We start from the raw sequence: 20036 nt of genomic DNA, 5'->3' as shown, positions 1-20036 counted from the left end.
TCGTTAGCATTCCCCCGGTATTTACGCTATACTTAAGGTTAAAGCAGGGTGCGCGAAGGGAACGAGCCGAATTGGCGGTTAAAGTGCTTCTACAGCGCTTCGGGGCGGCTCAGGGATATGATCTGGTTATTACGGCGAAAAGAGCAACCGTCCAGGATTATCTTGACGCCCTGAACCGTGCCTTTACGGGGCTTGAGCTCACCCGGGTGCGGCGGCCGGAAGTGCGGGCCTGCCGGGGTTGCGACCGCTGCTGCGCGGAGCGGGCGCCGCTCACGATTATCGACTCTTTTTTGCTGTCGCGGGTTACCGGATGCTCCTCTTTAAGCGAGTTTTTGAGCCGCTACGGCTACGTTGCCGTCACCGGTCCGGTTGTCGACATCACCCTCCGCCGTCTCGATGATGGTTACTGCATCTTTCTTGACCGGCAGGCGCGCACCTGCAGGGTTTACCCGGTGCGACCCTTCGTTTGCCAGACCTTTTTCTGCTGTCCGGCGACGGGTAGGGCCCTGGCGGTCCGGGAGGCGGTTGTGAACAGCGGTGAGGATGAATTAGTGCGGCGGTGGCTGAAGACCCGCCGGGTTGTTCACTACGCGGACCGGCCGCACGTTAACCCGCGTGATTGGCTTAAGAACCCTTTTACGGGGAGGTGGCGGTACGACGCGGTCCGGTTACGGGCGCTTCTGCCGGGGCGGCTCTGGCGGGAACTCTACGTGCCGCAGCAGGAAGGGCGAAGAAGTCGGGGGTGAAAAGATGCCGCAAGCACGGGCGCACGTTATTGTGAGGGGGAAAGTCCAGGGTGTCTACTTCCGCGGTTATACCCAGCAGGAGGCACTTGCGGCCGGAGTTACTGGGTGGGTGCGCAACCTGCCCGATGGTTCGGTAGAGGCGGTTTTCGAAGGAGAGCGGGAGGCGGTCGAGCGGCTCGTTGCCTGGTGCCACAAAGGTTCGCCAGCGGCGCGGGTGATGGAGGTAAAGGTTACGTGGGAAGATTGGCGCGGCGAGTTTAACGGCTTTGCGATTCGGCGGTGATCCCTGGAAAGGAGAAGTAAATGTCTAAAAAACAAGCGTTAAGCGAACAGAATAGGGTCGGACGGAACGGGGTTCGGTCAGCCTGCTCCGGGACGGGGCGGTTCCTTTACCCAGAGGAGCAAAACGGCCAGTCCGATCAAGATCAGGCTGCTGGCGATCATAAAGGTTTGGCGAAAGCCGAGGTGTTCCGCCACGAAGCCTCCGAAAGTGGGCCCCACGATCCAGCCGATAAACCAGGTGCGGTCGTATATCCCCATCGCCCAGCCCCGGCGGCTACGCGGGGCAAGGTCCGCAACCAGCGCCGTCGCCGCCGCGCCCAATCCCGCCCAGGCGACACCTTCCACGGCCTGGATCGGAAAGGCGAGCTGAATGTGGCGCATGAGGGCGTAAGCGAGGAAAACGAGAAAGAAACTCAGCATCGCGCCCATGATCACGGGCTTCCGCCCGTAACGGTCGGCAAGGCGGCCAAGACACGGACCGGTAAGAGCGCCGGTGAGGGCACCGGTGGTGTAAATCAGGCCGATCTGGCTGGTGGTGGCGCCGAGGTTGGCAAAGTAGAGGGCCAAGACGGAGTAGACCATCCCCGAACAGATCATGACGGGAAGGATGGCCAGGCAAAAGGTATAAAGGCGCTTATCCAGAGGATGCTCACCCCTTTACGCCTATTTTACCATAAAAAGACTACTCCGGACGCCAAGGGCCATACGGCCGCTCTCTCAGAACGCCTTGGCGGTGGGGTCCCGGCGGCGGGAAAGGAGTGCCGCGGTTTACGCCCCCGCATTGTTGTGGATACCAACGTGGTGATGGGGGGACTTATCAACCCGGTTAAAGCCTCTGGCCGGCTGGTAAGTCTCTGGTTGGAAGGTAAAATTGACGTCCTGATAAGTCCCGCTTTGCGGGAAGAGTACCTGCACATCTTCAACCGGATGCGTTTTGGCCCGCGGGAGGCGGTTGACCGGCGCGAACGGGCGATCCAGAAGCTCCTGTCCCGCGAGAACATGACGTTAGTGCATCCGGATTTTCGTCTGCGGGTTATTAAAGAGGACCCCTCAGATAACCGCCTGCTCGAGTGTGCGGTTTGCGGTGGGGCCGGTTATATCGTCTCTCAGGACAGACACCTGCTTCAGGTGGGCGAGTACCAGGGGATTAAAATCCTTACCGCGCACGCCTTCCTGTCCCGGGAGTTCCCGGAGGCTAAGGGGAAATCCTGAATGGAGAAGCGCTACTACACGTTTAGCCGCTTCTTGAAGGAGCATTTTGGGGGACCGGTGCGTAAAATCCCGCTTGACGCGGGTTTCGGGTGCCCGAACCGTGACGGCACCGTGGGTTCGGGGGGCTGCATCTTTTGCCTGAACCCGGCTTTCAGCCCCTTTTCCGGACGTGGACTGACGGTTGCGGAGCAGGTGCGCCGTTTTAAAGGGCACCGGCGAGGTCCGGGACGTTACATCGCCTATTTTCAGGCCTATACCAATACCTACGCGCCAATAGCGGCGCTGCGCCGGGTTTACGAGGAGGCGCTTGCTGACCCGGAGGTGGTGGGGCTGGCTGTCGCCACCCGGCCCGATTGTGTTCCTGACCCGGTTCTCGATTTACTCCAAAGCTACACGGACCGCTGGATGGTTTGGGTGGAATACGGCTTGCAATCCTGTCACGACGCGACGCTCCAGCGGATCAACCGGGGGCACGACTTCGCCACTTTTGCGGCTGCAGTGGCCAGGACCCGCGGGCGGAGCATTTATATCGGCGCGCACGTGATTCTGGGACTGCCGGGGGAGACGGCAGCCGACATGCTCGCGACGGCCGCCGCCCTGAACGCCACCGGTGTTGACGGGGTGAAGCTGCACCATTTACAGGTTTTTGAAGGAACGCCTCTTGCGGCCGCGTTTCTGCGCGGGGAAGTTAAAACGCTTAGTCTGGACGAGTATGTTTCCCTATCCTGCGATTTTATTGAGGCCCTTTCGCCGCAGACGGTGATTTTGCGATTGGTGGGTGACGTGACCGACGACGCGCTTCTCCTTGCGCCGCGCTGGGGCGTAAGTAAAGCAGCGGTCATTGACCGGATTGACCGCGAACTTGAACGGCGCGGGACGCGGCAGGGAAGCCGGGCGGGTTGGGCTTTAGAGTCTGCGGTCTTAAAAACGGTACGTCAGCACCTGGAGGGAAGGGGTTAAAATAAAGGTGAAATTGGCACCGGGAGCAACCGCTTCCCGGCGCCTTTCGGGTGAAAGAGTGACGCGCGGTTCGGTTTGGCTCTACCGGCTTTACGATGTGGCGCAGGAGATCGACCTGCTGCAGGCGGAAGAATTGCTGGCAGTGGAAAAGCCTGTTTCGCGGCTGAAGCTAGCGCGGGTGCGGCCGAAGGCGCTCGAGTTTAAGAACCCGCCGCTGACGGTGGAACTCGCGGGACGCCCGGTGCGGCTTGGGGATTGGGAGTTCGCTACGGCGCCGAGCGCGCGGCTGTACGACTTTGGGGTGCTGGCGATAGTCGTCCGGCTCTTGCTGCCAGAACGTTTTGGTTACGATGATCTCCGGAAGCTCTCGGTGTTGCTTGGCGACGCAGGGGAGTTTGAGTCGCTCTTCATGAGCTACCGGGATGAGCTCGTGAATGCTCTGCAGCCGGCGCTGGCGGGGGTGGGCTTTACCGGTTTTGCTGAAGACTTTATTGTATACTTTTTTGAAACCTGGCCGCGGGAGTGGGATCCGGTCCCTTTGCTCTTAGGGGAACCCGGAACGGTGAGCCAGGAAATGAGGCGGGAAACGTTACGCAACCAGTTTTCTTACGGTGACGATACCACCATCATTACGTGGGACGCAGCGCTGGTTTGTGATCCAGCCGGGAGCACTGACATTCCCGACCTCCTCGAGTTTGCCAACGCGCAGCTCCTGGAACTCAGGTACTACGACAGCCTGCTCGACCGGGAGGTGGCCGCGATGTATGATGCGATTGAGGAGGCGGGCCGGGGTGGTTACCGTCGCCTTCACAAGTACCGCAGCATAATGCGGAAGATGATGGAGCTGGTCGTCGAGGTTACGGAGATTACGGAGCGGGTTCAGAACGCGCTTAAAGTGACGGAGGACGTCTTCTACGCCCGCGTTTACACGGCGGCCCTGAAGATTTTCCGCGTCCAGGAATGGCTCCGGAGTATCGAGCGCAAGGTGGAGGTTATCGAGCGGAACTACGCCATGTTAAGTGATGAGTTGGTGACCCACCGTTTCTTAGTGCTTGAGGTGGCAATTGTGGTGCTGATTACCTTTGAAATTTTGCTCTGGCTTTGGACGCTACGGTAAGGAGGAATAGGCTTTGCGGGTAACGGTTTTAGTCGAAAACAGTGTAGGGCGGACGCTGCCGATCTTCGGGGAGCACGGGCTCAGCCTCTGGGTGGAGTACGAAGGGCGGAAGGTTCTTTTCGATACCGGCCAGCGCGGGGCGGTCGTGAGTAACGCGGCGCTCTTGGGTATCGATCTCAAGGCTGTGGATGCGGTAGTGCTAAGCCACGGGCACAGCGACCATACGGGAGGGCTGCGGGCGGTACTCGAGTTTATCGGACGAAAGGTGCCGGTTTACGCGCACCCCGATCTTTTTGCGCCCCACCGGGTTTCTTCTCCCCGGGACCGCTACGTGGGCGTTCCGTTCGCGCGGGAAGAGCTGGAAGCGGCCGGGGCAGAGTTCGTTTGGGTGCGCGAGCCCCGCGTGCTATTCCCGGGTTTCTGGTTGAGCGGGGAAGTGCCCCGCAGGACCACTTTTGAGAAAGGGGACCCCCGGATGTACCTCGTCCGCGACGGCGAACGGGTGCCAGATACGGTGGCAGATGACTTAAGCATCTTTGCCCAGACCCCGCGGGGCCTGGTGGTGCTCCTTGGTTGTGCGCACGCCGGGGTCGCCAATATCGTCGAGCACGCCCGGCAGGTGACGGGCGTAGAGAAAGTGGCAGCGATCTTGGGCGGCACCCACCTCGGCCCGGCAGACCCGGCGCAGCTTGAAGCCACAATCGCGTATCTCAAGAGCCTCGACCTAATGCTTCTGGCGGCCAACCACTGCACCGGCCTGCCGGTGACCGCAAAACTATCACAGGCCTTTGGCGACTGCTTCCGCTTCGCTCCGGCGGGCGAAGTTTTTGAGTTTTAAGCTTCCTGGGCCGGGGGCAGTTTTGCCCGGTTAATTCTGATTTTGGCGGCTTTTTCGATCAGCCGCAGATACTTATACTCTGCCGGGGTGACGAGGGTTATGGCGATGCCTGTATTACCCACCCGCCCTGTCCGCCCGATCCGGTGGACGTAACGTTCAGGATTTTGCGGGATGCTGTAGTTAATGACGTGGGTGACGTTTTTAATGTCCAGGCCCCGCGCCGCTACGTCGGTCGCTACGAGAAGATCAAGCGTGCCCTTTTTAAACTTGCCCATTACCTGGTCCCTGCGGGCCTGGGTGAAGTCCCCGTGCAGGGCGTTAGCGTTATACCCCATCTGCCTTAATTTCAGGGCTACCCTATCCACTTCGCGCTTGGTGCGGCAGAAGATAATGGCCAGCCGCGGGTCTTCTAAGTTTAGCAGCCGCGCGAGAACCTTAATCTTATCCGGTTCCCCCACCTCATAAAAAACTTGCTTTATCCGGGGAACGACCATATTTTGGGGGTCGATACGGATCTCTTCGGCGGTCTTCATATATTTCCTAGCCATATTCACTATCGGCTGGGGCATAGTCGCGGAAAATAAAAGCGTCTGCCTTGCGGCGGGAACGGCGGTGAGGATTCTTTCGATATCTTGGATGAAGCCCATATCGAGCATTTCGTCTGCTTCGTCGAGAACTACGGTATTTACCTCAGAAAGAGAAAGCGTCTTCCGGTTTAGGTGGTCTATCAGGCGGCCAGGGGTTCCTACAACCACCTCAACGCCTCTTTGCAGAGCTCTGCTCTGGGTCTCGAGGGGCTTGCCGCCGTAAACCGGCAGCACACGTATATTTTTGTATTTGCCGAGCCTCTCGATCTCCTGCGCTACTTGCACCGCAAGTTCTCTGGTCGGTTCAAGGACAATCGCAAAGGGCTTTTGGCCTTGGCGACTTTTTTCCACAATGGGGATGCCGAAGGCGGCAGTTTTGCCGGTCCCAGTTTGCGCCTGCCCGATGAGGTCTGCCCCCTTAAGCACTAGTGGTAAAGCAAGCATCTGAATTGGCGTTGGCTCCCGGAATCCCATTGCCGCGATCGCCTTTAAAGTTTCCTTGCTTAGCGAAAAATTTTCAAAACTCATCTCTTATAGCACCTTTCTTTGTTTTTTGTTTCCGTTTAGAGGCCGCTACCGCTACTGGCTAAGGCGACCGGTTCGGCTGCGGCTGCGTATTCTTCGCGCAGGATCCGGACCAATTCCCTTACCGAAACGATTTCTTTAGCCCGGTAGGCGTTTTCGCCCGCGAAGGCGAACCCGTGTTTTAAGTTGCCCTTCTGGGCGTTGATCAACGCGAGCGCGATGCAGTAGGGACTAGACTGGTACGCGCAGGTTTTAATGCAGTGGTAAGGACACTTAAACGGCTTTCTTTTCCCTGCGTTGACAGCGTCGGTAAAGTTGTTTCTAATCGCTCTGCCTGGCAGGCCAACCGGGCTTTTGATGATGACCAGGTCTTCTTTGCGCGCGTCGATGTATGCCTGCTTAAAGGCCGGCGCGGCGTCACATTCATAGGTGGTCACAAACCTGGTCGCCATCTGCACACCGGCAGCGCCCAGCCGGATAAATTTATAAATGTCGGCGCCGGTATAAATGCCGCCGGCGGCAATTACCGGGATGGGTCTTTGGCCCTCTGCGGCAAACGGTTTTACCGCCGCAATTACTTCCGTTACCAACCGTTCAAGCGCAAACGCCGGGTCGCCGAGCTGCTCTTCTTTAAAGCCGAGATGTCCCCCGGCCATTGGTCCTTCCACCACTATGGCATCGGGTAGGCGGCTGTATTTCCCTAACCACCTTCTGCAAATAAGGGTGGCTGCCCGGGCAGAAGAAACAATGGGCACCAGTTTCGTCCGCTGGTTTCCTTCTAAGAATTCCGGTAAATTGAGGGGAAGACCGGCGCCGGAGAAAATGATGTCCACCTTCTCTTCTACGGCGGTTTTTGCCATGTCAGCGAAATTTGACAGGGCGACCATGATGTTAACCCCCAGGATTCCTTTAGTCCGGGCCCGGGCTTTGCGGATTTCTTTTTTCAGCGCCCGGATGTTAGCGCCCGGGAAGTCGGTAGCGAAGTCGGGCTCAAACATGCCGATGCCGGCGGTGGCGATGACGCCGATACCACCCTCGTTGGCTACGGCAGATGCCAGCCCAGACAGAGAAACGCCGACGCCCATCCCTCCTTGAATTACCGGAACTTCAGCCGTCAGCTCCCCGATTCTTAGTTTGTTAAATCCGTTGGCAACCATTTGCGACTATCCTTAACTCTATATATTTTTGGTAGGCAGCGAATCGTTAGGAAGTAAAACATTTGAGTGAACGCGGGGGGCTTGAGCAGAGGCAGGTCCTGTCAGGGGTAAATCCGCTTCCTCAAAGATGTTTAACTTACCAAAAATCGTGCCGGTAGCATTATATCATACTTTTTCCTCTCTTCAAAAGGGTTTTTTACACTTTCAGTCTCCGTGGCGTTCAATCGCCGTGGCGCGGCTCTTTGAGGTCGCGTAGCCCCGTTTTGTAAACCATTCCAAGTTTAATGTCTTTGCTTGTCCCGTGGCGGTGCCGGCTCTGGAGTTGACACTTTTGGGAAGATTTTTCCCGCGGTTGCGGCGATCCGGGCGGGCGGTGGAGAAACTCCTCCAGTTCCGGTTCTTCGTAGCCGCGCTTTTTCCAGAAGAAACGCTTCGTCACCGGTTGGCCCCTCCTCATCGCGGCGCGTGTGCCGTTAATATTTTGTGCCGGTGCGAAAACACGCTTGCGGACCATTTTTTGCTACCGGGACGCTTTTTCTGGTATGATATAAAAGGTGGTCGGCGTGAAAAATAGCGATGTTTGCGCAATCTTCCGGCAAATGGCCGAGATTATGGAGATCTTGGGTGAGGACGTTTACCGGATTCGGGCTTACCAGCGGGCGGCGCAAAACATTGAGAACCTTACCGAGGATATTGCGGCCATCGCGGCGCGAGGGGAGCTTACCAAGATTCCCGGCATCGGGAAGGAGCTCGCCCGCAAGATAGAAGAAATCTTGTCCACCGGGACGCTCCAGAAATATGAGGAACTGAAAAAGAAGGTGCCGCCGGGCCTGGTGGAACTGCTGCAGGTGCCGGGCGTGGGGCCGAAAACCGCCAAGATGCTCTACGAGGAGCTGGGCATTGAGAGCGTGGCCCAGCTTGAGCGGCTTGCCCGCGAAGGACGGCTGAAGGGGCTGCCCGGGATTCAGGCCAAAACGGAAGAAAACATCCTGCGGGGCATCGGGCTTTTGCGGTCGGTCCAGGAGCGGCGACCGCTCGGACTGGTCTTACCTATGGCCCGGCACATCGTCGCCTTGCTTCGCGAGCGGGCGCCGGTGAGCCGCGTGAGTTTGGCCGGAAGCATCCGGCGTTACCGGGAGACGGTCGGTGACGTAGACATCCTGGCCGGGTCTCGGGAACCCGAGGCGGTGATGGACGTTTTTATTGGGCTGCCGGTGGTAGCCGAGGTGATTGCCCACGGCCCTACGAAATCCAGCATCAGGACTGCCGACGGCTTACAGGTCGATCTGCGCGTCGTGCCGGAGGAGAGCTACGGGGCGGCGCTCTGCTACTTTACCGGCTCGAAGGCGCACAACATCCGGGTGCGGGAATTAGGGGTCCGGCGGGGGCTCAAGATAAACGAATACGGGGTTTTCCGCGGGGAGGAGCGGATTGCCGGCGCTACCGAGGAAGAGGTTTTAGCGGCGGTGGGGCTCCCGTACATCCCTCCCGAGATGCGGGAGGACAGGGGGGAAATTGAGGCGGCCCTGGAGGGGCGCTTGCCCCGGGTAGTTGACTTAGGGGAAATTAAGGGCGATTGCCACGTGCACTCCAAGTATAGTGACGGTTCGGCCTCCTTGGAGGAGATCGCGGCGAAGGCGCGGCGGTTGGGCTACGAGTGGGTGGTGGTCTGCGACCACTCGCAATCGCTCAAGGTTGCGGGCGGGCTCGATTTGGCAGCGTTAGCCAAAAAGCGGGCGGCGATCGCGGCCTTTAACGCCAAAAGCCGGGACGTAAAGCTTCTCTGTGGCGCTGAGGTCGAGATCGGGATGGACGGGCGCCTTGATTACCCGGATGAGGTGCTGGCTGAACTTGACTTCGTCGTGGCGGCTATTCATACCGGCCTGCGCCAGAGCCGGGAGGTGCAGACCCGGCGGCTTTTGAGCGCGATTAACAATCCGTACGTGCACGCTATTGCTCATCCCACGGGGAGGCTGCTCGGCGAGCGGGAAGCGTACGCTTTAGACTTGGAGGCGATCTTTAAGGCTGCTCAAGCTACGGGGACTTTGCTCGAAATCAACGCTTATTACAAGCGGCTCGACTTGAACGACATTCACTGTCGCGCCGCTGCGGAAAAGGGGGTAAAGTTTGCTATCGGCAGTGATGCCCACCTTCTTGACCAGATGGATTTTCTTGAACTTGGGGTAGGGGTGGCGCGCCGTGGCTGGCTCGGCCCCGAACAGGTGATTAATACCTTGGGCTACCGCGAGTTGTTAGTGACTTTGGGTCGCAAAGGGAATTCCTGGCTAAACAAGTAGGTAAAAATAAATTCACGGGGTGGGAAGAGACGATGGATAAAATTAAGAGCGCTTACGAGAAAGCGTTAGAAAGAGTGCGGGCGATGAACCTGGACCAAGTCGACCTTTCCGGTATGGAGTTTGAGCCTAAGGGAAGTCAGGCGGCGGCACGCTTTCTCCGGGAGAAAAACTTCGATTTGCTGGGCGAGTTGAACCGGTATCCGGAGGACGTGCGGGGATACGTCAGGAAGGGGATGGAGGAGACTCTTTTACAGAATATCCAGTTACCTGCCGATGAAAATACCTATGAAACTAACCGGCGGGCAATGGAGGGTTTGCTGGCCCTGAAGAAGAATAAAAGCGCACTCAAGCAGGTTTTCAGCGAACTTGAATACCTTTTTAATTATTACACGCGCGCTTTTGAACACACCTACGCCAACCTGAAGGAAAGCTTTGCGGCGCGGCTCGAGCAGGCGCAGGAGGCTCTCCAGCGGCAGCTCGGCGTGAAGGTGCGGGTCGATGTCGAGCGCCACCCGGCTTTCCTCGAAGAGTGGCTGCGGGTTCAAGGGGAGCTCAACGGCCAGTACGAGACGATCCTGGCGGAGCAAAAAGAGAAGATAAGGAGTATTCCGTAGGTGGTGGCGTACCCCGGCGAATGGGAGGCGCTGGAAGGAGCGGGTGGCGGTGGTGGTGTTTGGCGACATTCGTTTGGCAAGAGAAATAATTTTTGGGGGAAAAGAGATACAAAATGCAACGGAATCTGCGTAATTATTTCTTAACCGGACTCGCCGTCATCCTGCCGGCCGCAGCAACAATCTTTGTTCTGTGGAAGATTTTCGGGTTTGTCGACGGCTTTGCGGGAAGGTTGCTAACTCACTTTACCCCTTACAAGATCCCGGGTCTGGGCATCGTTGTTACCGCAGCGCTCATCCTCTTCGTGGGTATGCTGGCCACCAACGTTATCGGGCGCCGGCTCTTGGCTTTTTGGGAGAGGGTGATGCTGCAAATCCCGCTGGTCAACTCCATCTACCGGACGGCCAAGGAGATTGTCGAGACCTTCGGTGAAAACCGGAAACAGGTCTTCCGGCAGGTGGTGCTAGTCCAGTTTCCCCGCCCGGGCTCCTGGGCCGTCGGCTTTTTAGTGGGGGAGGCTAACGGCCTCATCAGGGACCTGGTTGGTCGGGAGTTGGTTAAGGTTTTGGTGCCGCACGTGCCGGTGCCGATGTCCGGTTTTCTGCTTTTTATCCCGCGGGAAGAGGTGATTTTTCTCAATATCCCGGTAGAAGAAGGCCTCCGGCTGGTGGTCTCGACAGGGATTATTGAACCGAACTCGCGCGGGCCGGAAGCGCAAAATGCGGAGAAGAGGTAGAAGCCTTTGGCGGGTGAAATCGGGCACCGGTTTGTAAGCCCCATTGCGCTTGGCTTTCTTCTGAATTTGGCGATTGAGGCCTCCCGCCTCTTCATTCCATTGTTGACGAAAGACCTTGGCGGCACCGACTTCGATGTGGGACTGGTGGGTGCCGCGAGCGGTCTGGCTTATTTTGCGGCGGCCTTCGTTTTCGGCCGCTTATCTGACCTCTTCGGGCGCCTGCGCTTCGTGCGGTTAGGGCTGGCGGCCAGCGCGTTAGCCTTTCTCGGTCAGTTACTCGCGCGGGACGTGGTGAGCCTGTTGTTCGTCCGGACGCTGGTCGGGTTTGCGCTCGGGATTACGACGGGGGCGCTGCTTGTTTTTGCTTACGAAAACCGGGGTGGCATCGGCAAATTTAGCTCTTCCGGGGCGATGGGCTGGATTGCCGGGTCGCTTGCCGCCGCTTTCTTCAAGGAGTACCACCTGCTTTTCTTCCTCAGTTTCCTGGCGGCCGCGGTAGCCTTCCTAATCAGTCTCCGGCTTGAGGAATTCAAGCCGGTGCAGGTTGCGACCACCCCGCGCTACCTGCCGGTTATCTGGCGCAACCGCGCCGTTTACTGGCCCTTCTTCCTCCGGCACGTGGGCGCTTCCGCCGTGTGGATCATTTTCCCGCTCTTTCTGCAGGAGCTCGGTGCCGACAAGTTCTGGATCGGGCTGGTGGGCACGGCGAACTACGCCGGCCAGGTGGTGCTGATGGTTCTTGCGGAGCGCTTCGCAGGCCCCGGCCTTTTCCGGTTCGGCCTTTTCCTTTCGGGTAGCGTTTTCCTTCTCTATACGTTACTCGGACACTTTTACCAGGTTTTTCCGGTGCAGTTACTCCTCTCGGGCGCGTGGTCGGCGCTCTATATCGGTGCTCTGGTGCTGCTTTTGCGCTCCGGTGAAGAGCGAGGGACAGCGGCAGGCATCCTGGTAGCCAACATTAACCTGTGCGCGGCATTAGGACCTTTTTTGGGCGGGCTCCTTGCGGATTGGTGGGGTTACCATGCTCCGATGTATGCGGCCGCCATCCTGAGCTTTGCAGGGCTCATCTGGGCCCCCCGGCGGGCGGTGCAGGCTTCTTGAGGGGTGAGTGAATGGGCTGGGTGTGGCTGGACGGCAGGCTTTTGCGGGAGGATGAGGGCCTCTTAGCGCTCGAACGCGCCATCTTTTACGGGGACGGCCTTTTCGAGACGCTCCGGATCTGCGGCGGACGGCCTCTCTTCCTTGGGGAACATATCAAGCGGTTGATGGAAGGCGCGGCGGTCCTCGGTTTTGCGGCGGCGCTGGAGCCCGAAGCATTAGCCTGCGCCGTGCAGGAGACGGTAGCCGCGAACGAGGCTACGGAGGGCAGCGTCCGCCTTACCGTAATCCGCGGCCGGGGGCCGGGCCTTTACCCAAAGGCCAGCGCTCCACCGCTGGTACTTGTGACCTTCCGTCCGGGGGTACCTTACGCTCCGGAACTCTACGTGCGGGGTTTTAAGGCGATTTTTGTTTCCTTCCCGCGAAATGAACGTTCTCCCTTGGTTTACATAAAGTCGCTTAACTTCTTGGAGAACATCCTCGGCAAAAAAGAGGCAGCGGCAAAGGGTGCGGACGAAGGGCTTTTTCGCAATACGGCCGGTTATCTTTGCGAGGGGACCGTGAGCAATATTTTTTTAGTGCGGGAGCAGACTTTGGTTACGCCTGATGTGGCAAGCGGCCTTTTGCCCGGTGTTACCAGGAAGGTGGTTATCCGTCTCGCGCGGGAAGCCGGCCTGCCGGTAGCGGAGCGGCCGGTGCGGCCGGAGGAGCTTTTTAAGGCCGATGAGGCCTTTCTTACCAACTCCCTTCTGGAGGTTATGCCGTTGGTGGCAGTCGAGGACCGGATGATCGGCGACGGGAAGCCGGGCCCGGTGACGTGCTTCCTCAGGGAGCGGTACGCCCGATACCGGTAAGAAGGTGGCGCGAAACTGCTTGGGTAAATAGTTGTCCCGGGAAGTAAAGCCTCGAAAGTAACCGGATGCGCTACCCCGTCATAGGCTGGGGTTACGAGGTAGTTGCGGGGTGGCGAAGAATGGATGCTTTCGGGGCTCTTTTGTTGTTATTAGCGGCGAATCTTGATAATCTGGGGGTGGGGATGGCCTTAGGGACCCGGAAAATTCGGGTGCCGTTTGCTTCGAACCTGATGATCGCCCTGGTGACCAGCGGCGGGACGTGTCTCAGCCTCGTCGCTGGGCGGTGGCTGACCAAATTTCTCGCGCCCGCGACGGCCCGGGGGATAGGCGCGGTGATAATTGCCGCTACGGGTTTATGGGTTTTCTACCAAGAACTGGTCCGGGCTTACAGGAAGGGTAAAGAAAGGGCACGGGAAAGGGGTGAAGAGACGAGCCAACCGGCCGGTCGGGGCGTGGGCCGGCTGAAGGAGGTATTGGAGAAGCCGCTCCTTGCCGATGCCGACTATTCCGGGCACATCGACGTGAAGGAGGCCTACTTCCTTGGCGTGGCGTTGGCGTTAAACAATTTTGTGGCGGGTGCCGGCGCTGGCGTTTGTGGGTTGGACGCGGCTCTTGCTTGCGGCGCGGTGCTTATTTTCAGTCTGGCATTTCTCTGGCTCGGGATAAGGCTCGGCCAGAGGTGTTTGTCCCGGTGGGTAGGGGAGAAGGCTGGGCTGGCCGGGGGCCTTTTGCTGGTGGCCATCGGAATTGCGGCGTTTTTCTTTTAAGGGAGCGGCATTTTTCGCTGTACACGGCTGCGTTAGCGCGGCCTTTTCTTTTTTCGGGAAAACTATCATTACGGGTAGCGGGCGAAGGCGCGGTGGGAGAATAAAGAGTGAGGTGGTAGGCTGTGGGTTTGAGGGCCATGTTAGCGGGGGCTTTGCTTATCGCGCTGGTTGTCGCCGCTACGTGCTGGGCGGGGGAACCCCAGCGGGAGGTCCGGGAGTATAGGGTTACGTGTTACGGGACGTACCTGCGAATAACCGTAGACCCGTTCGCCGTCCTTACGGGAAACGCCGGCATTTTGCGGTTTTACAGCCCGTATTTCCCGGCGCATTCCGGTAATCTTGTCATTTTAAGCGAACCCGCGCCACCGGAGCCTTTTGTAAGGGAGCTAGCGCGGCGCTGGGCGGTAGCGGCCGAGGCCTTCATTCAAAAACGGGGGGATCAAGGTTTTCTGGAGAACTGGGGTGCGCCGGCCTGGGAGGAGTTGCTGCCGGCGCGTGGCGGTCCTTGCGTGACGGTGGTAATCCCGGATTCTCAGGAAGGGGCTGCATATTGTCGCCAGTGGCGGGCCGAACTGGTGGCGTTCAAGCCGGCGCCGCTTGGCGGGTGGCTAAACCGCGCTGGCGCGAGCGTTTGCGGGCGGGCGTGCTATACCCTCCGGGTCTATCCTACGGGTTACACCGTTGCCAGGTAACTGCTGAAGGGCGCTCTATTTACTGGGGTAACAGGGACAGAGCAGCTCTTTCTTAATTGACCACCGGGCTGGTTTTGTGCTACGATTTTCCCAGGTTTTGAGCTACGGAGGCGGGAAATTGCTCTTCACCACGCTTACGCTTGCGGCGGCGCGGCAAAAGTTAGCGGAGCGCCTGTGCCCCCTGCCTTGCGAGGAGGTCCCGCTGGCGGAGGCGCTTGGGCGGGTGCTGTCCGGGCCCGTGCAGGCACGGGAAGACGTGCCGGGCTTTGACCGGGCGACGATGGATGGCTTCGCGGTTCGGGCTGCGGATACTTTCGGGGCCTCGGAAGGGCTGCCTGCCTATCTCCGGGTAACCGGCGAAGTATTGATGGGCCAGGCTCCTAACGGGCGGGTTGGGCCGGGCGAGGCCTGGCGGATCCCGACGGGCGGGATGCTGCCGGAGGGAGCCGATGCCGTCGTGATGGTAGAACATACGGAAGAAGTTAGCTCAGATATGGTTGCGGTCCTTCGCCCCGTGGCGCCAGAGGAAAACGTGGTCCGGCGGGGGGATGACGTCCGGGCGGGTGCGGTAATTTTGCCGGCGGGCAGGAGGTTGCGGCCGCAAGATATCGGGCTCCTTGCCGCTTGCGGGGTGGCGCGGGTGTCAGTCGCAAAACGGCCTGTCGTCGGGATTATCGGCACGGGTGACGAAATCGTGGGGATTGAAGCGACGCCTGCGCCGGGGCAGGTGCGGGACGTGAATACGCCGGCGCTTGCCGCTGCGGTTTGCGCGGCCGGTGGGGTGCCGGTCGTTTTCGGCGTGGTGCGGGACGAGCTGAGCGCGTTGGAGGAAGTCCTATCGGAGGCGTTGGCAGCGGCTGAGATGGTGCTTCTTACCGGGGGCAGCTCGGTTGGGGTACGAGACCTGACGCTCCGGGCGGTGGCAGCGCTTCCGGGGGCGGAAGTGCTCTTCCACGGGCTGGCGGTGAAGCCCGGCAAACCCACGGTGGGTGCTGTAGTAAATGGAAGGCTGGTCGTAGGCCTGCCGGGCCACCCAGTTTCGGCCCTGGTGGTCTTTGAGTTCCTGGTCCGGCCGCTTTTAGAGCCGGAGAGGATAGATCGTGTGCCGCTCAAGGTGCGGCTGGGTCGCTCGCTCCGCTCCGCGCCGGGACGGGAAGATTATTTCCGGGCGCGCCTGGTGGTCGAAAACGGTGTCCTGGTCGCAGAGCCGATTTTAGGAAAATCGGGGCTCATTGCCACCTTGAGCGAAGCGGAGGGGCTCATCCGGTTGCCCCTCGATGTTGCCGGGGCCGAGGCAGGCGAGATGGTGGACTTTTTCTTGCTTTGAGGGAGGGGCGGATGAAACGCGAAATATTTCTTGAAGAAAAACCACTAGAGGAAGCGCTGGCCGGCTATTGGGAATTCTTGCGGAACTTGGGAGCCTTGGATCCGGGGCCGGCAGAAACTGTTCCCGTAGCGGCGTCCTGCGGCCGGGTGACGGCGGGCCCTGTTTTCGCTGCAGTTTCGCACCCCCATTTCCACGCTGCGGCCATGGACGGGTACGCGGTGCAGGCCCGGCGGACCTTCGGGGCAACCGAGCAGTCGCCGCTCCGTTTGCGGGTGGGCGAGGAGGCGTTCCCCGTCGATACGGGAGACGTGCTGCCGGAAGGGTGCGACGCGGTGATCATGGTGGAGGATACCCATGCGGTGACGCCGGATGTGATCGAGATCACGGCGGCGGTTTTCCCCTACCAGAATGTCCGGGTCATGGGGGAAGACGTGGTGGCGACGGAGATGTTGCTGCCGGCGAACTACTCCATCCGGCCGGTGGATGTGGGGGCGCTGCTGGCGGGCGGGGTTACCACGGTGGCCGTTCACCCCCAGCCCCGGGTAGCACTTATTCCTACCGGCACAGAGGTCGTGGCACCGGGGACGGCGCTTAAGCCCGGTGACATTGTCGACTTTAACAGCCCGATGCTGGCGGCAATGGTGCGGGAATGGGGTGGGGTTCCCGTCCGCCACGAGATCATTCCGGACGATTTCGCCGCCCTCAAAGACGCGGTTAGCCGGGCGGCGGCGGAATATGACATGGTCTTGACCATCGCCGGGGCTTCGGCAGGGCGGGAGGACTTCACCGCCGCTGTCGTGCGCGCGTGCGGGACCCTTTTTGCACACGGGGTGGCAATCAAGCCGGGGAAACCGGTCGTCCTCGGGGCTGTTGCGGGAAAGCCTTTTATCGGCCTTCCCGGCTACCCGGTTTCGACAGTTCTGAACGCTGAACTTTTTGCCCGGCCAGTCATCTTCGCCAAACAGGGGCGGGTGGTTCCGGACCGGGAAAAGGTGGCGGCAACTCTTTCCCGGCGGGTGGTCTCGCCGGCGGGTGTGGAGGAGTTTGTCCGGGTGAAGCTTGGGCGCACCGGGGAAAAAATCGTCGCTACGCCGCTCGGGCGAGGGGCGGGCCGCTTAATGACCCTCGTCCAAGCGGACGGGATTTTGCGGGTGCCGCGCTTCGCGGAAGGATTCGAGGCCGGCAGCGTGGTAACGGTGGAGCTTTTACGCACCCGGCGGGAAATTGAGGAGACGATTGTTATTATCGGCAGCCACGATCTGGCGTTAGACATCATCGCCAACTTTCTGCGCCTGAAGTTCCCGGAGGCGACTCTCTCTTCTGCCCACGTAGGGAGTCTCGGGGGGCTGCTGGCGGTCAAGCGGGGCGAGGCCCACGCGGCGGGGACCCACCTTTTGGACGAGGAAACGGGGGAGTATAACGTTCCGTATGTCCAGCGTTATCTCGCGGGCGTGCCGGTGGTGCTGGTGAACCTTTCCTACCGGGAGCAGGGGTTCATTGTGATACCGGGGAACCCGAAGGGAATTAGGGACTTTTCTGACCTGCTCCGGGAGGAGGTCCGTTTTGTGAACCGGCAGCGGGGTGCGGGCACGCGGGTGCTCCTCGATTTTCACCTGCGCCGGTTAGGGCTTGATCCCCAACGGATCACGGGTTACCAGCGGGAGGAGTACACTCACATGGCGGTCGCGGCGGCGGTAGCGGGCGGCACTGCTGACGTAGGTCTGGGTATCAGGGCGGCAGCGGTAGCGCTCGGGCTCGACTTCGTACCGGTGGCGGAGGAGCGTTACGACCTTTGTGTCTTAAAGGAGCACTGGGAGGGCAAAGTAGGGGAGCGGCTGCGCGTGGTGCTCGGGGACCCGGAGTTCCGGGCGGCCGTGCTCGCCCGCGGGGGCTACGACCTGCGCGACTGCGGGCAGGTGCTTTACGTTCAGGAGTAAAACGTCCGGTTTTTGCGGCCGGGGGCTTTGGCTTCGGGAAAGCATACTTTGACGGGAGGGATTGTGAGTGGAGCTCACCCATCTCGATGCTGCCGGACGGGCGCGGATGGTAGCGGTAGAGGAGAAACCGGAGACCTTGCGGGAGGCGGCGGCTTTCGGGGCGGTGCGAGTGCGGCCCGAGACACTGCGTCTGATTGCGGCGGGTGATATGCCAAAGGGGGACGTGCTGGCGGTCGCTCGGGTGGCGGGAATTATGGCGGCCAAGGAAACGCCACGGCTGGTGCCGCTCTGTCACCCGGTGCGGCTTACAAGCGTGGCGGTGGACTTTATGTTGAATGAGGCGGCAAGCCGGGTGGAGATAACGGCCCGGGTGAAGGCGATGGACCGGACCGGCGCGGAGATGGAGGCGTTGACGGCGGTTGCGGTGGCCGCGCTGACTTTATACGATATGGTCAAGGCGGTCGACCGGGAAGCGGTGATTCAGGAGATCCGCTTGGAGTATAAGGCTGGCGGGAAGAGCGGGGTTTACCGGCGCGGCGGTGCGTAGCAGCGGACTTTTTAAGGTTTAAAAAAGGAGGGATCGCCTTGTTCCGGGTTGCGGTGCTAACGGTGAGCGATAAAGGTGCCCGGGGTGAACGGGAAGACTTAAGCGGGCAAGCAGTGAAGGAACTGGTGGCGGACCAGGGGTGGCAGGTAGACGAGATCCGGATTGTGAGTGACGACCTGGCAGCGATCACGGGCACGCTCCTCGACTTCGTTACGGCAGGAGTAGACCTGGTTTTGACCACGGGTGGCACGGGGCTGGGTCCCCGCGACAACACACCGGAAGCGACCCTTGCCGTGATTGAACGGGAGGTACCGGGGCTTGCCGAGGCGATGCGGTGGGAAACCTTCAAGATTACCCCCCGGGCCATTCTGAGCCGGGCCGTGGCCGGGATCAGGGGGAAGACGCTGATCGTGAATCTTCCGGGAAGCCCCCAGGCGGTCCGGGAGTGCCTCGGGGTGATCTTGCCGGTTCTCGGCCACGCGCTGGGGGTGCTGACGGGTCGGGAGCAGGAGTGCGCGCGCAAAGAATAAACGGGTAAATAAATTCGGCGAAGAAGGCAGAATAAGGATGTGGCCGGTTCTCTTTCACATCGGTAATTTTGCGGTGCACAGCTACGGCGTAATGCTAGCGGTGGCCGTTTTAGTGGGGCTACTTGCCGGGGAGCGGGAGGCGAAGCGGCGGGGGATCGACCCGGATTTCGTCCTCAACCTGACCATACTCCTCGTTGTTGGTGGTATAATCGGGAGCCGCATTGCCTATGTGCTGATTGAATGGCCCTACTTTGCGGCGCACCCGCAGGAGATTGTCCGGGTGTGGGACGGCGGCCTCTCCTTCTACGGCGCGGTAATCGTGGCGGTTCCCTTAATGTGGCTTTACGGCCGGAGAGGCGGCCTGCGCTTTGGCGATATAGCCGACGTTGCGGCTTTTGGAGCGGCCGCGGGCTACCCCTTTGCCCGCATCGGCTGTTTCTTGAACGGCTGCTGTTACGGGAAACCGACTACGGTTCCCTGGGCGGTGGCCTTCCCCTTTGACGGCGTGCCCCGCCACCCGACCCAGCTTTACGCCGTTCTTCTCGGGGCGCTGATTTTCGGCGCGCTCCTCTATTTTCGCCGGCGCCAGCGTTTTGCTGGGCAGTTAGCTATTCTCTACCTAATTTTTTACAGCGCTTACCGGTTTTTCATTGATTTCTTCCGCGTCTCGCCGCCGGCGGGTGCCTACCTTACCCTCGGCCAGGTTGCCAGCCTGCTAGTGGCCGGTGCGGCCCTGGTAGTCCTGGCAGTTAAGTGGCGCGGTACACGGCCGTGAGGGAGATTAGGGAGGGGTTCGCTTGCTTAAACTGCGGGGGCACCACCTGATCTGCCTGCACTTTTTCCGGGGTGAAGGGTACAGCCAGGAATTCGTCGCAAACCTGCGGGAAGTGATGGAGCGGGCCCAAGCGGGCGAAGAGGTCGAGCTTGTCGCCGGAGCGGATGATGTCTGCCGCGCCTGCCCGACGCTTGAAGGTGACAAGTGTCAGGCCAAGCCGGGCGTGGACGCCGAAATCAGGAAAATGGATGCAGCGGCGGCGGCGCACCTTGGTGTCAAAGTGGGCGAGCGGGTGCGCTGGGCGGCGGTAAAGGAGAAGGTGGCGGCAACGCCTCCCGGCTGGTTTGCGGCCTTTTGCGCGGGGTGCGACTGGGAGCAGGTCTGCGCACCCAGAAAGAAGGAGCTGGGGCTGCTGTGAGTTGAGAGGGGTTTGTGCCCCT

General features: G+C 60.1%; 23 protein-coding genes. 19 read left to right on the top strand and 4 right to left on the bottom strand.

Going from position 1 to position 20036, the window contains the following annotated elements; all coding sequences use genetic code 11:
• Positions 1–71 precede the first annotated feature (71 nt).
• Entirely contained in the window at positions 72–746 is a 675-nt protein-coding gene (locus EDD75_RS03625; RefSeq protein WP_170157690.1) for a YkgJ family cysteine cluster protein, read from the top strand.
• Positions 747–750: 4 nt separating this feature from the next.
• A complete protein-coding gene (locus tag EDD75_RS03620) occupies positions 751–1029 on the top strand; it encodes an acylphosphatase (RefSeq protein WP_123928145.1) in 279 nt (92 codons plus the stop codon).
• A gap of 77 nt (positions 1030–1106) precedes the next feature.
• Here EDD75_RS03620 and EDD75_RS03615 read toward each other — a convergent pair whose 3' ends face one another.
• The gene (locus tag EDD75_RS03615; RefSeq protein ID WP_281277437.1) at positions 1107–1670 is read right to left on the bottom strand and encodes an MFS transporter; all 564 of its coding nucleotides are present in this window, start codon (positions 1668–1670) and stop codon (positions 1107–1109) included.
• Between the two features lie 3 nt (positions 1671–1673).
• On the opposite strand from EDD75_RS03615, the gene EDD75_RS03610 reads away from it, so the two are divergent.
• Genes EDD75_RS03610 through EDD75_RS03595 form a run of 4 tightly spaced genes read left to right on the top strand, consistent with a single transcriptional unit; the run spans position 1674 to position 5155 of the window.
• Positions 1674–2240, top strand: a complete 567-nt coding sequence (locus EDD75_RS03610; RefSeq protein WP_123928139.1) for a putative toxin-antitoxin system toxin component, PIN family — start codon at positions 1674–1676, stop codon at positions 2238–2240.
• Positions 2241–3200, top strand: a complete 960-nt coding sequence (gene mnmL, locus EDD75_RS03605) for a tRNA modification radical SAM protein MnmL/YtqA (RefSeq protein ID WP_123928136.1) — start codon at positions 2241–2243, stop codon at positions 3198–3200.
• A 7-nt stretch (positions 3201–3207) separates the two neighbouring features.
• Positions 3208–4317: a hypothetical protein gene (locus EDD75_RS03600; RefSeq protein WP_245963038.1), complete on the top strand. Its 1110-nt coding sequence runs from the start codon at positions 3208–3210 to the stop codon at positions 4315–4317.
• Positions 4318–4330: 13 nt separating this feature from the next.
• Entirely contained in the window at positions 4331–5155 is an 825-nt protein-coding gene (locus tag EDD75_RS03595; RefSeq protein ID WP_123928133.1) for an MBL fold metallo-hydrolase, read from the top strand.
• On the opposite strand, the gene EDD75_RS03590 is transcribed toward EDD75_RS03595, so the two are convergent.
• From EDD75_RS03590 to EDD75_RS03580, 3 genes are all read right to left on the bottom strand, one after another.
• The gene (locus EDD75_RS03590) at positions 5152–6186 is read right to left on the bottom strand and encodes a DEAD/DEAH box helicase (RefSeq protein ID WP_211328059.1); all 1035 of its coding nucleotides are present in this window, start codon (positions 6184–6186) and stop codon (positions 5152–5154) included. The genes EDD75_RS03595 and EDD75_RS03590 overlap by 4 nt on opposite strands.
• A gap of 119 nt (positions 6187–6305) precedes the next feature.
• On the bottom strand, positions 6306–7424 hold the full coding sequence (locus EDD75_RS03585) for an NAD(P)H-dependent flavin oxidoreductase (RefSeq protein ID WP_123928127.1): 1119 nt from the start codon (positions 7422–7424) through the stop codon (positions 6306–6308).
• Positions 7425–7644: 220 nt separating this feature from the next.
• A complete protein-coding gene (locus EDD75_RS03580) occupies positions 7645–7863 on the bottom strand; it encodes a hypothetical protein (RefSeq protein ID WP_211328058.1) in 219 nt (72 codons plus the stop codon).
• Positions 7864–7987: 124 nt separating this feature from the next.
• On the opposite strand from EDD75_RS03580, the gene polX reads away from it, so the two are divergent.
• The 13 genes from polX (at position 7988) to EDD75_RS03515 (ending at position 20014) form a co-directional block, all read left to right on the top strand.
• Positions 7988–9721, top strand: a complete 1734-nt coding sequence (gene polX / locus EDD75_RS03575) for a DNA polymerase/3'-5' exonuclease PolX (protein WP_123928125.1) — start codon at positions 7988–7990, stop codon at positions 9719–9721.
• 32 nt (positions 9722–9753) lie between these two features.
• A complete protein-coding gene (locus tag EDD75_RS03570; protein ID WP_123928122.1) occupies positions 9754–10335 on the top strand; it encodes a DUF6657 family protein in 582 nt (193 codons plus the stop codon).
• 113 nt (positions 10336–10448) lie between these two features.
• Positions 10449–11069, top strand: a complete 621-nt coding sequence (locus tag EDD75_RS03565) for a DUF502 domain-containing protein (protein WP_123928119.1) — start codon at positions 10449–10451, stop codon at positions 11067–11069.
• A 6-nt stretch (positions 11070–11075) separates the two neighbouring features.
• Positions 11076–12170 carry an MFS transporter gene (locus EDD75_RS03560; protein ID WP_123928116.1) on the top strand — a complete coding sequence of 365 codons (1095 nt, stop codon included), beginning with the start codon at positions 11076–11078 and terminating at the stop codon, positions 12168–12170.
• 11 nt (positions 12171–12181) lie between these two features.
• Positions 12182–13021: an aminotransferase class IV gene (locus EDD75_RS03555; protein WP_123928113.1), complete on the top strand. Its 840-nt coding sequence runs from the start codon at positions 12182–12184 to the stop codon at positions 13019–13021.
• A gap of 119 nt (positions 13022–13140) precedes the next feature.
• On the top strand, positions 13141–13788 hold the full coding sequence (gene ytaF / locus EDD75_RS03550) for a sporulation membrane protein YtaF (RefSeq protein WP_170157688.1): 648 nt from the start codon (positions 13141–13143) through the stop codon (positions 13786–13788).
• A 122-nt stretch (positions 13789–13910) separates the two neighbouring features.
• Positions 13911–14480: a hypothetical protein gene (locus EDD75_RS03545; RefSeq protein WP_123928107.1), complete on the top strand. Its 570-nt coding sequence runs from the start codon at positions 13911–13913 to the stop codon at positions 14478–14480.
• Between the two features lie 118 nt (positions 14481–14598).
• Positions 14599–15807 (top strand): molybdopterin molybdotransferase MoeA, encoded by a 1209-nt coding sequence (locus EDD75_RS03540; protein WP_123928104.1) that lies wholly within the window; start codon positions 14599–14601, stop codon positions 15805–15807.
• Positions 15808–15818: 11 nt separating this feature from the next.
• On the top strand, positions 15819–17744 hold the full coding sequence (locus EDD75_RS03535) for a molybdopterin biosynthesis protein (RefSeq protein WP_123928101.1): 1926 nt from the start codon (positions 15819–15821) through the stop codon (positions 17742–17744).
• A 67-nt stretch (positions 17745–17811) separates the two neighbouring features.
• The gene (moaC, locus tag EDD75_RS03530) at positions 17812–18291 is read left to right on the top strand and encodes a cyclic pyranopterin monophosphate synthase MoaC (protein ID WP_123928098.1); all 480 of its coding nucleotides are present in this window, start codon (positions 17812–17814) and stop codon (positions 18289–18291) included.
• Positions 18292–18329: 38 nt separating this feature from the next.
• Positions 18330–18821, top strand: coding sequence for a MogA/MoaB family molybdenum cofactor biosynthesis protein (locus EDD75_RS03525; protein WP_123928095.1), 492 nt, complete (start codon positions 18330–18332; stop codon positions 18819–18821).
• A gap of 37 nt (positions 18822–18858) precedes the next feature.
• Complete coding sequence (lgt, locus tag EDD75_RS03520; protein ID WP_123928092.1) at positions 18859–19596, top strand: prolipoprotein diacylglyceryl transferase; 738 nt, start codon at positions 18859–18861, stop codon at positions 19594–19596.
• A 22-nt stretch (positions 19597–19618) separates the two neighbouring features.
• Positions 19619–20014 (top strand): DUF1284 domain-containing protein, encoded by a 396-nt coding sequence (locus EDD75_RS03515; RefSeq protein WP_123928088.1) that lies wholly within the window; start codon positions 19619–19621, stop codon positions 20012–20014.
• The last annotated feature ends 22 nt before the right edge of the window (positions 20015–20036 follow it).

The sequence above is a fragment of the Thermodesulfitimonas autotrophica genome (assembly GCF_003815015.1).
Taxonomy (GTDB): domain Bacteria; phylum Bacillota; class Desulfotomaculia; order Desulfotomaculales; family Ammonificaceae; genus Thermodesulfitimonas; species Thermodesulfitimonas autotrophica.
This window is presented reverse-complemented; position numbering and strand designations above follow the sequence as displayed.

What these genes read in the sequence shown, in the direction of transcription:
- EDD75_RS03620 (WP_123928145.1), top strand. Translation starts at nt 751, where the DNA reads ATGCCGCAAGCACGGGCGCACGTTATTGTGAGGGGGAAAGTCCAGGGT.
- EDD75_RS03610 (WP_123928139.1), top strand. Translation starts at nt 1,674, where the DNA reads ATGCTCACCCCTTTACGCCTATTTTACCATAAAAAGACTACTCCGGAC.
- mnmL (WP_123928136.1), top strand. Translation starts at nt 2,241, where the DNA reads ATGGAGAAGCGCTACTACACGTTTAGCCGCTTCTTGAAGGAGCATTTT.
- EDD75_RS03590 (WP_211328059.1), bottom strand. Translation starts at nt 6,186, where the DNA reads ATGCTTGCTTTACCACTAGTGCTTAAGGGGGCAGACCTCATCGGGCAG.
- EDD75_RS03585 (WP_123928127.1), bottom strand. Translation starts at nt 7,424, where the DNA reads ATGGTTGCCAACGGATTTAACAAACTAAGAATCGGGGAGCTGACGGCT.
- EDD75_RS03570 (WP_123928122.1), top strand. Translation starts at nt 9,754, where the DNA reads ATGGATAAAATTAAGAGCGCTTACGAGAAAGCGTTAGAAAGAGTGCGG.
- EDD75_RS03565 (WP_123928119.1), top strand. Translation starts at nt 10,449, where the DNA reads ATGCAACGGAATCTGCGTAATTATTTCTTAACCGGACTCGCCGTCATC.
- EDD75_RS03555 (WP_123928113.1), top strand. Translation starts at nt 12,182, where the DNA reads ATGGGCTGGGTGTGGCTGGACGGCAGGCTTTTGCGGGAGGATGAGGGC.
- ytaF (WP_170157688.1), top strand. Translation starts at nt 13,141, where the DNA reads ATGGATGCTTTCGGGGCTCTTTTGTTGTTATTAGCGGCGAATCTTGAT.
- EDD75_RS03535 (WP_123928101.1), top strand. Translation starts at nt 15,819, where the DNA reads ATGAAACGCGAAATATTTCTTGAAGAAAAACCACTAGAGGAAGCGCTG.
- lgt (WP_123928092.1), top strand. Translation starts at nt 18,859, where the DNA reads ATGTGGCCGGTTCTCTTTCACATCGGTAATTTTGCGGTGCACAGCTAC.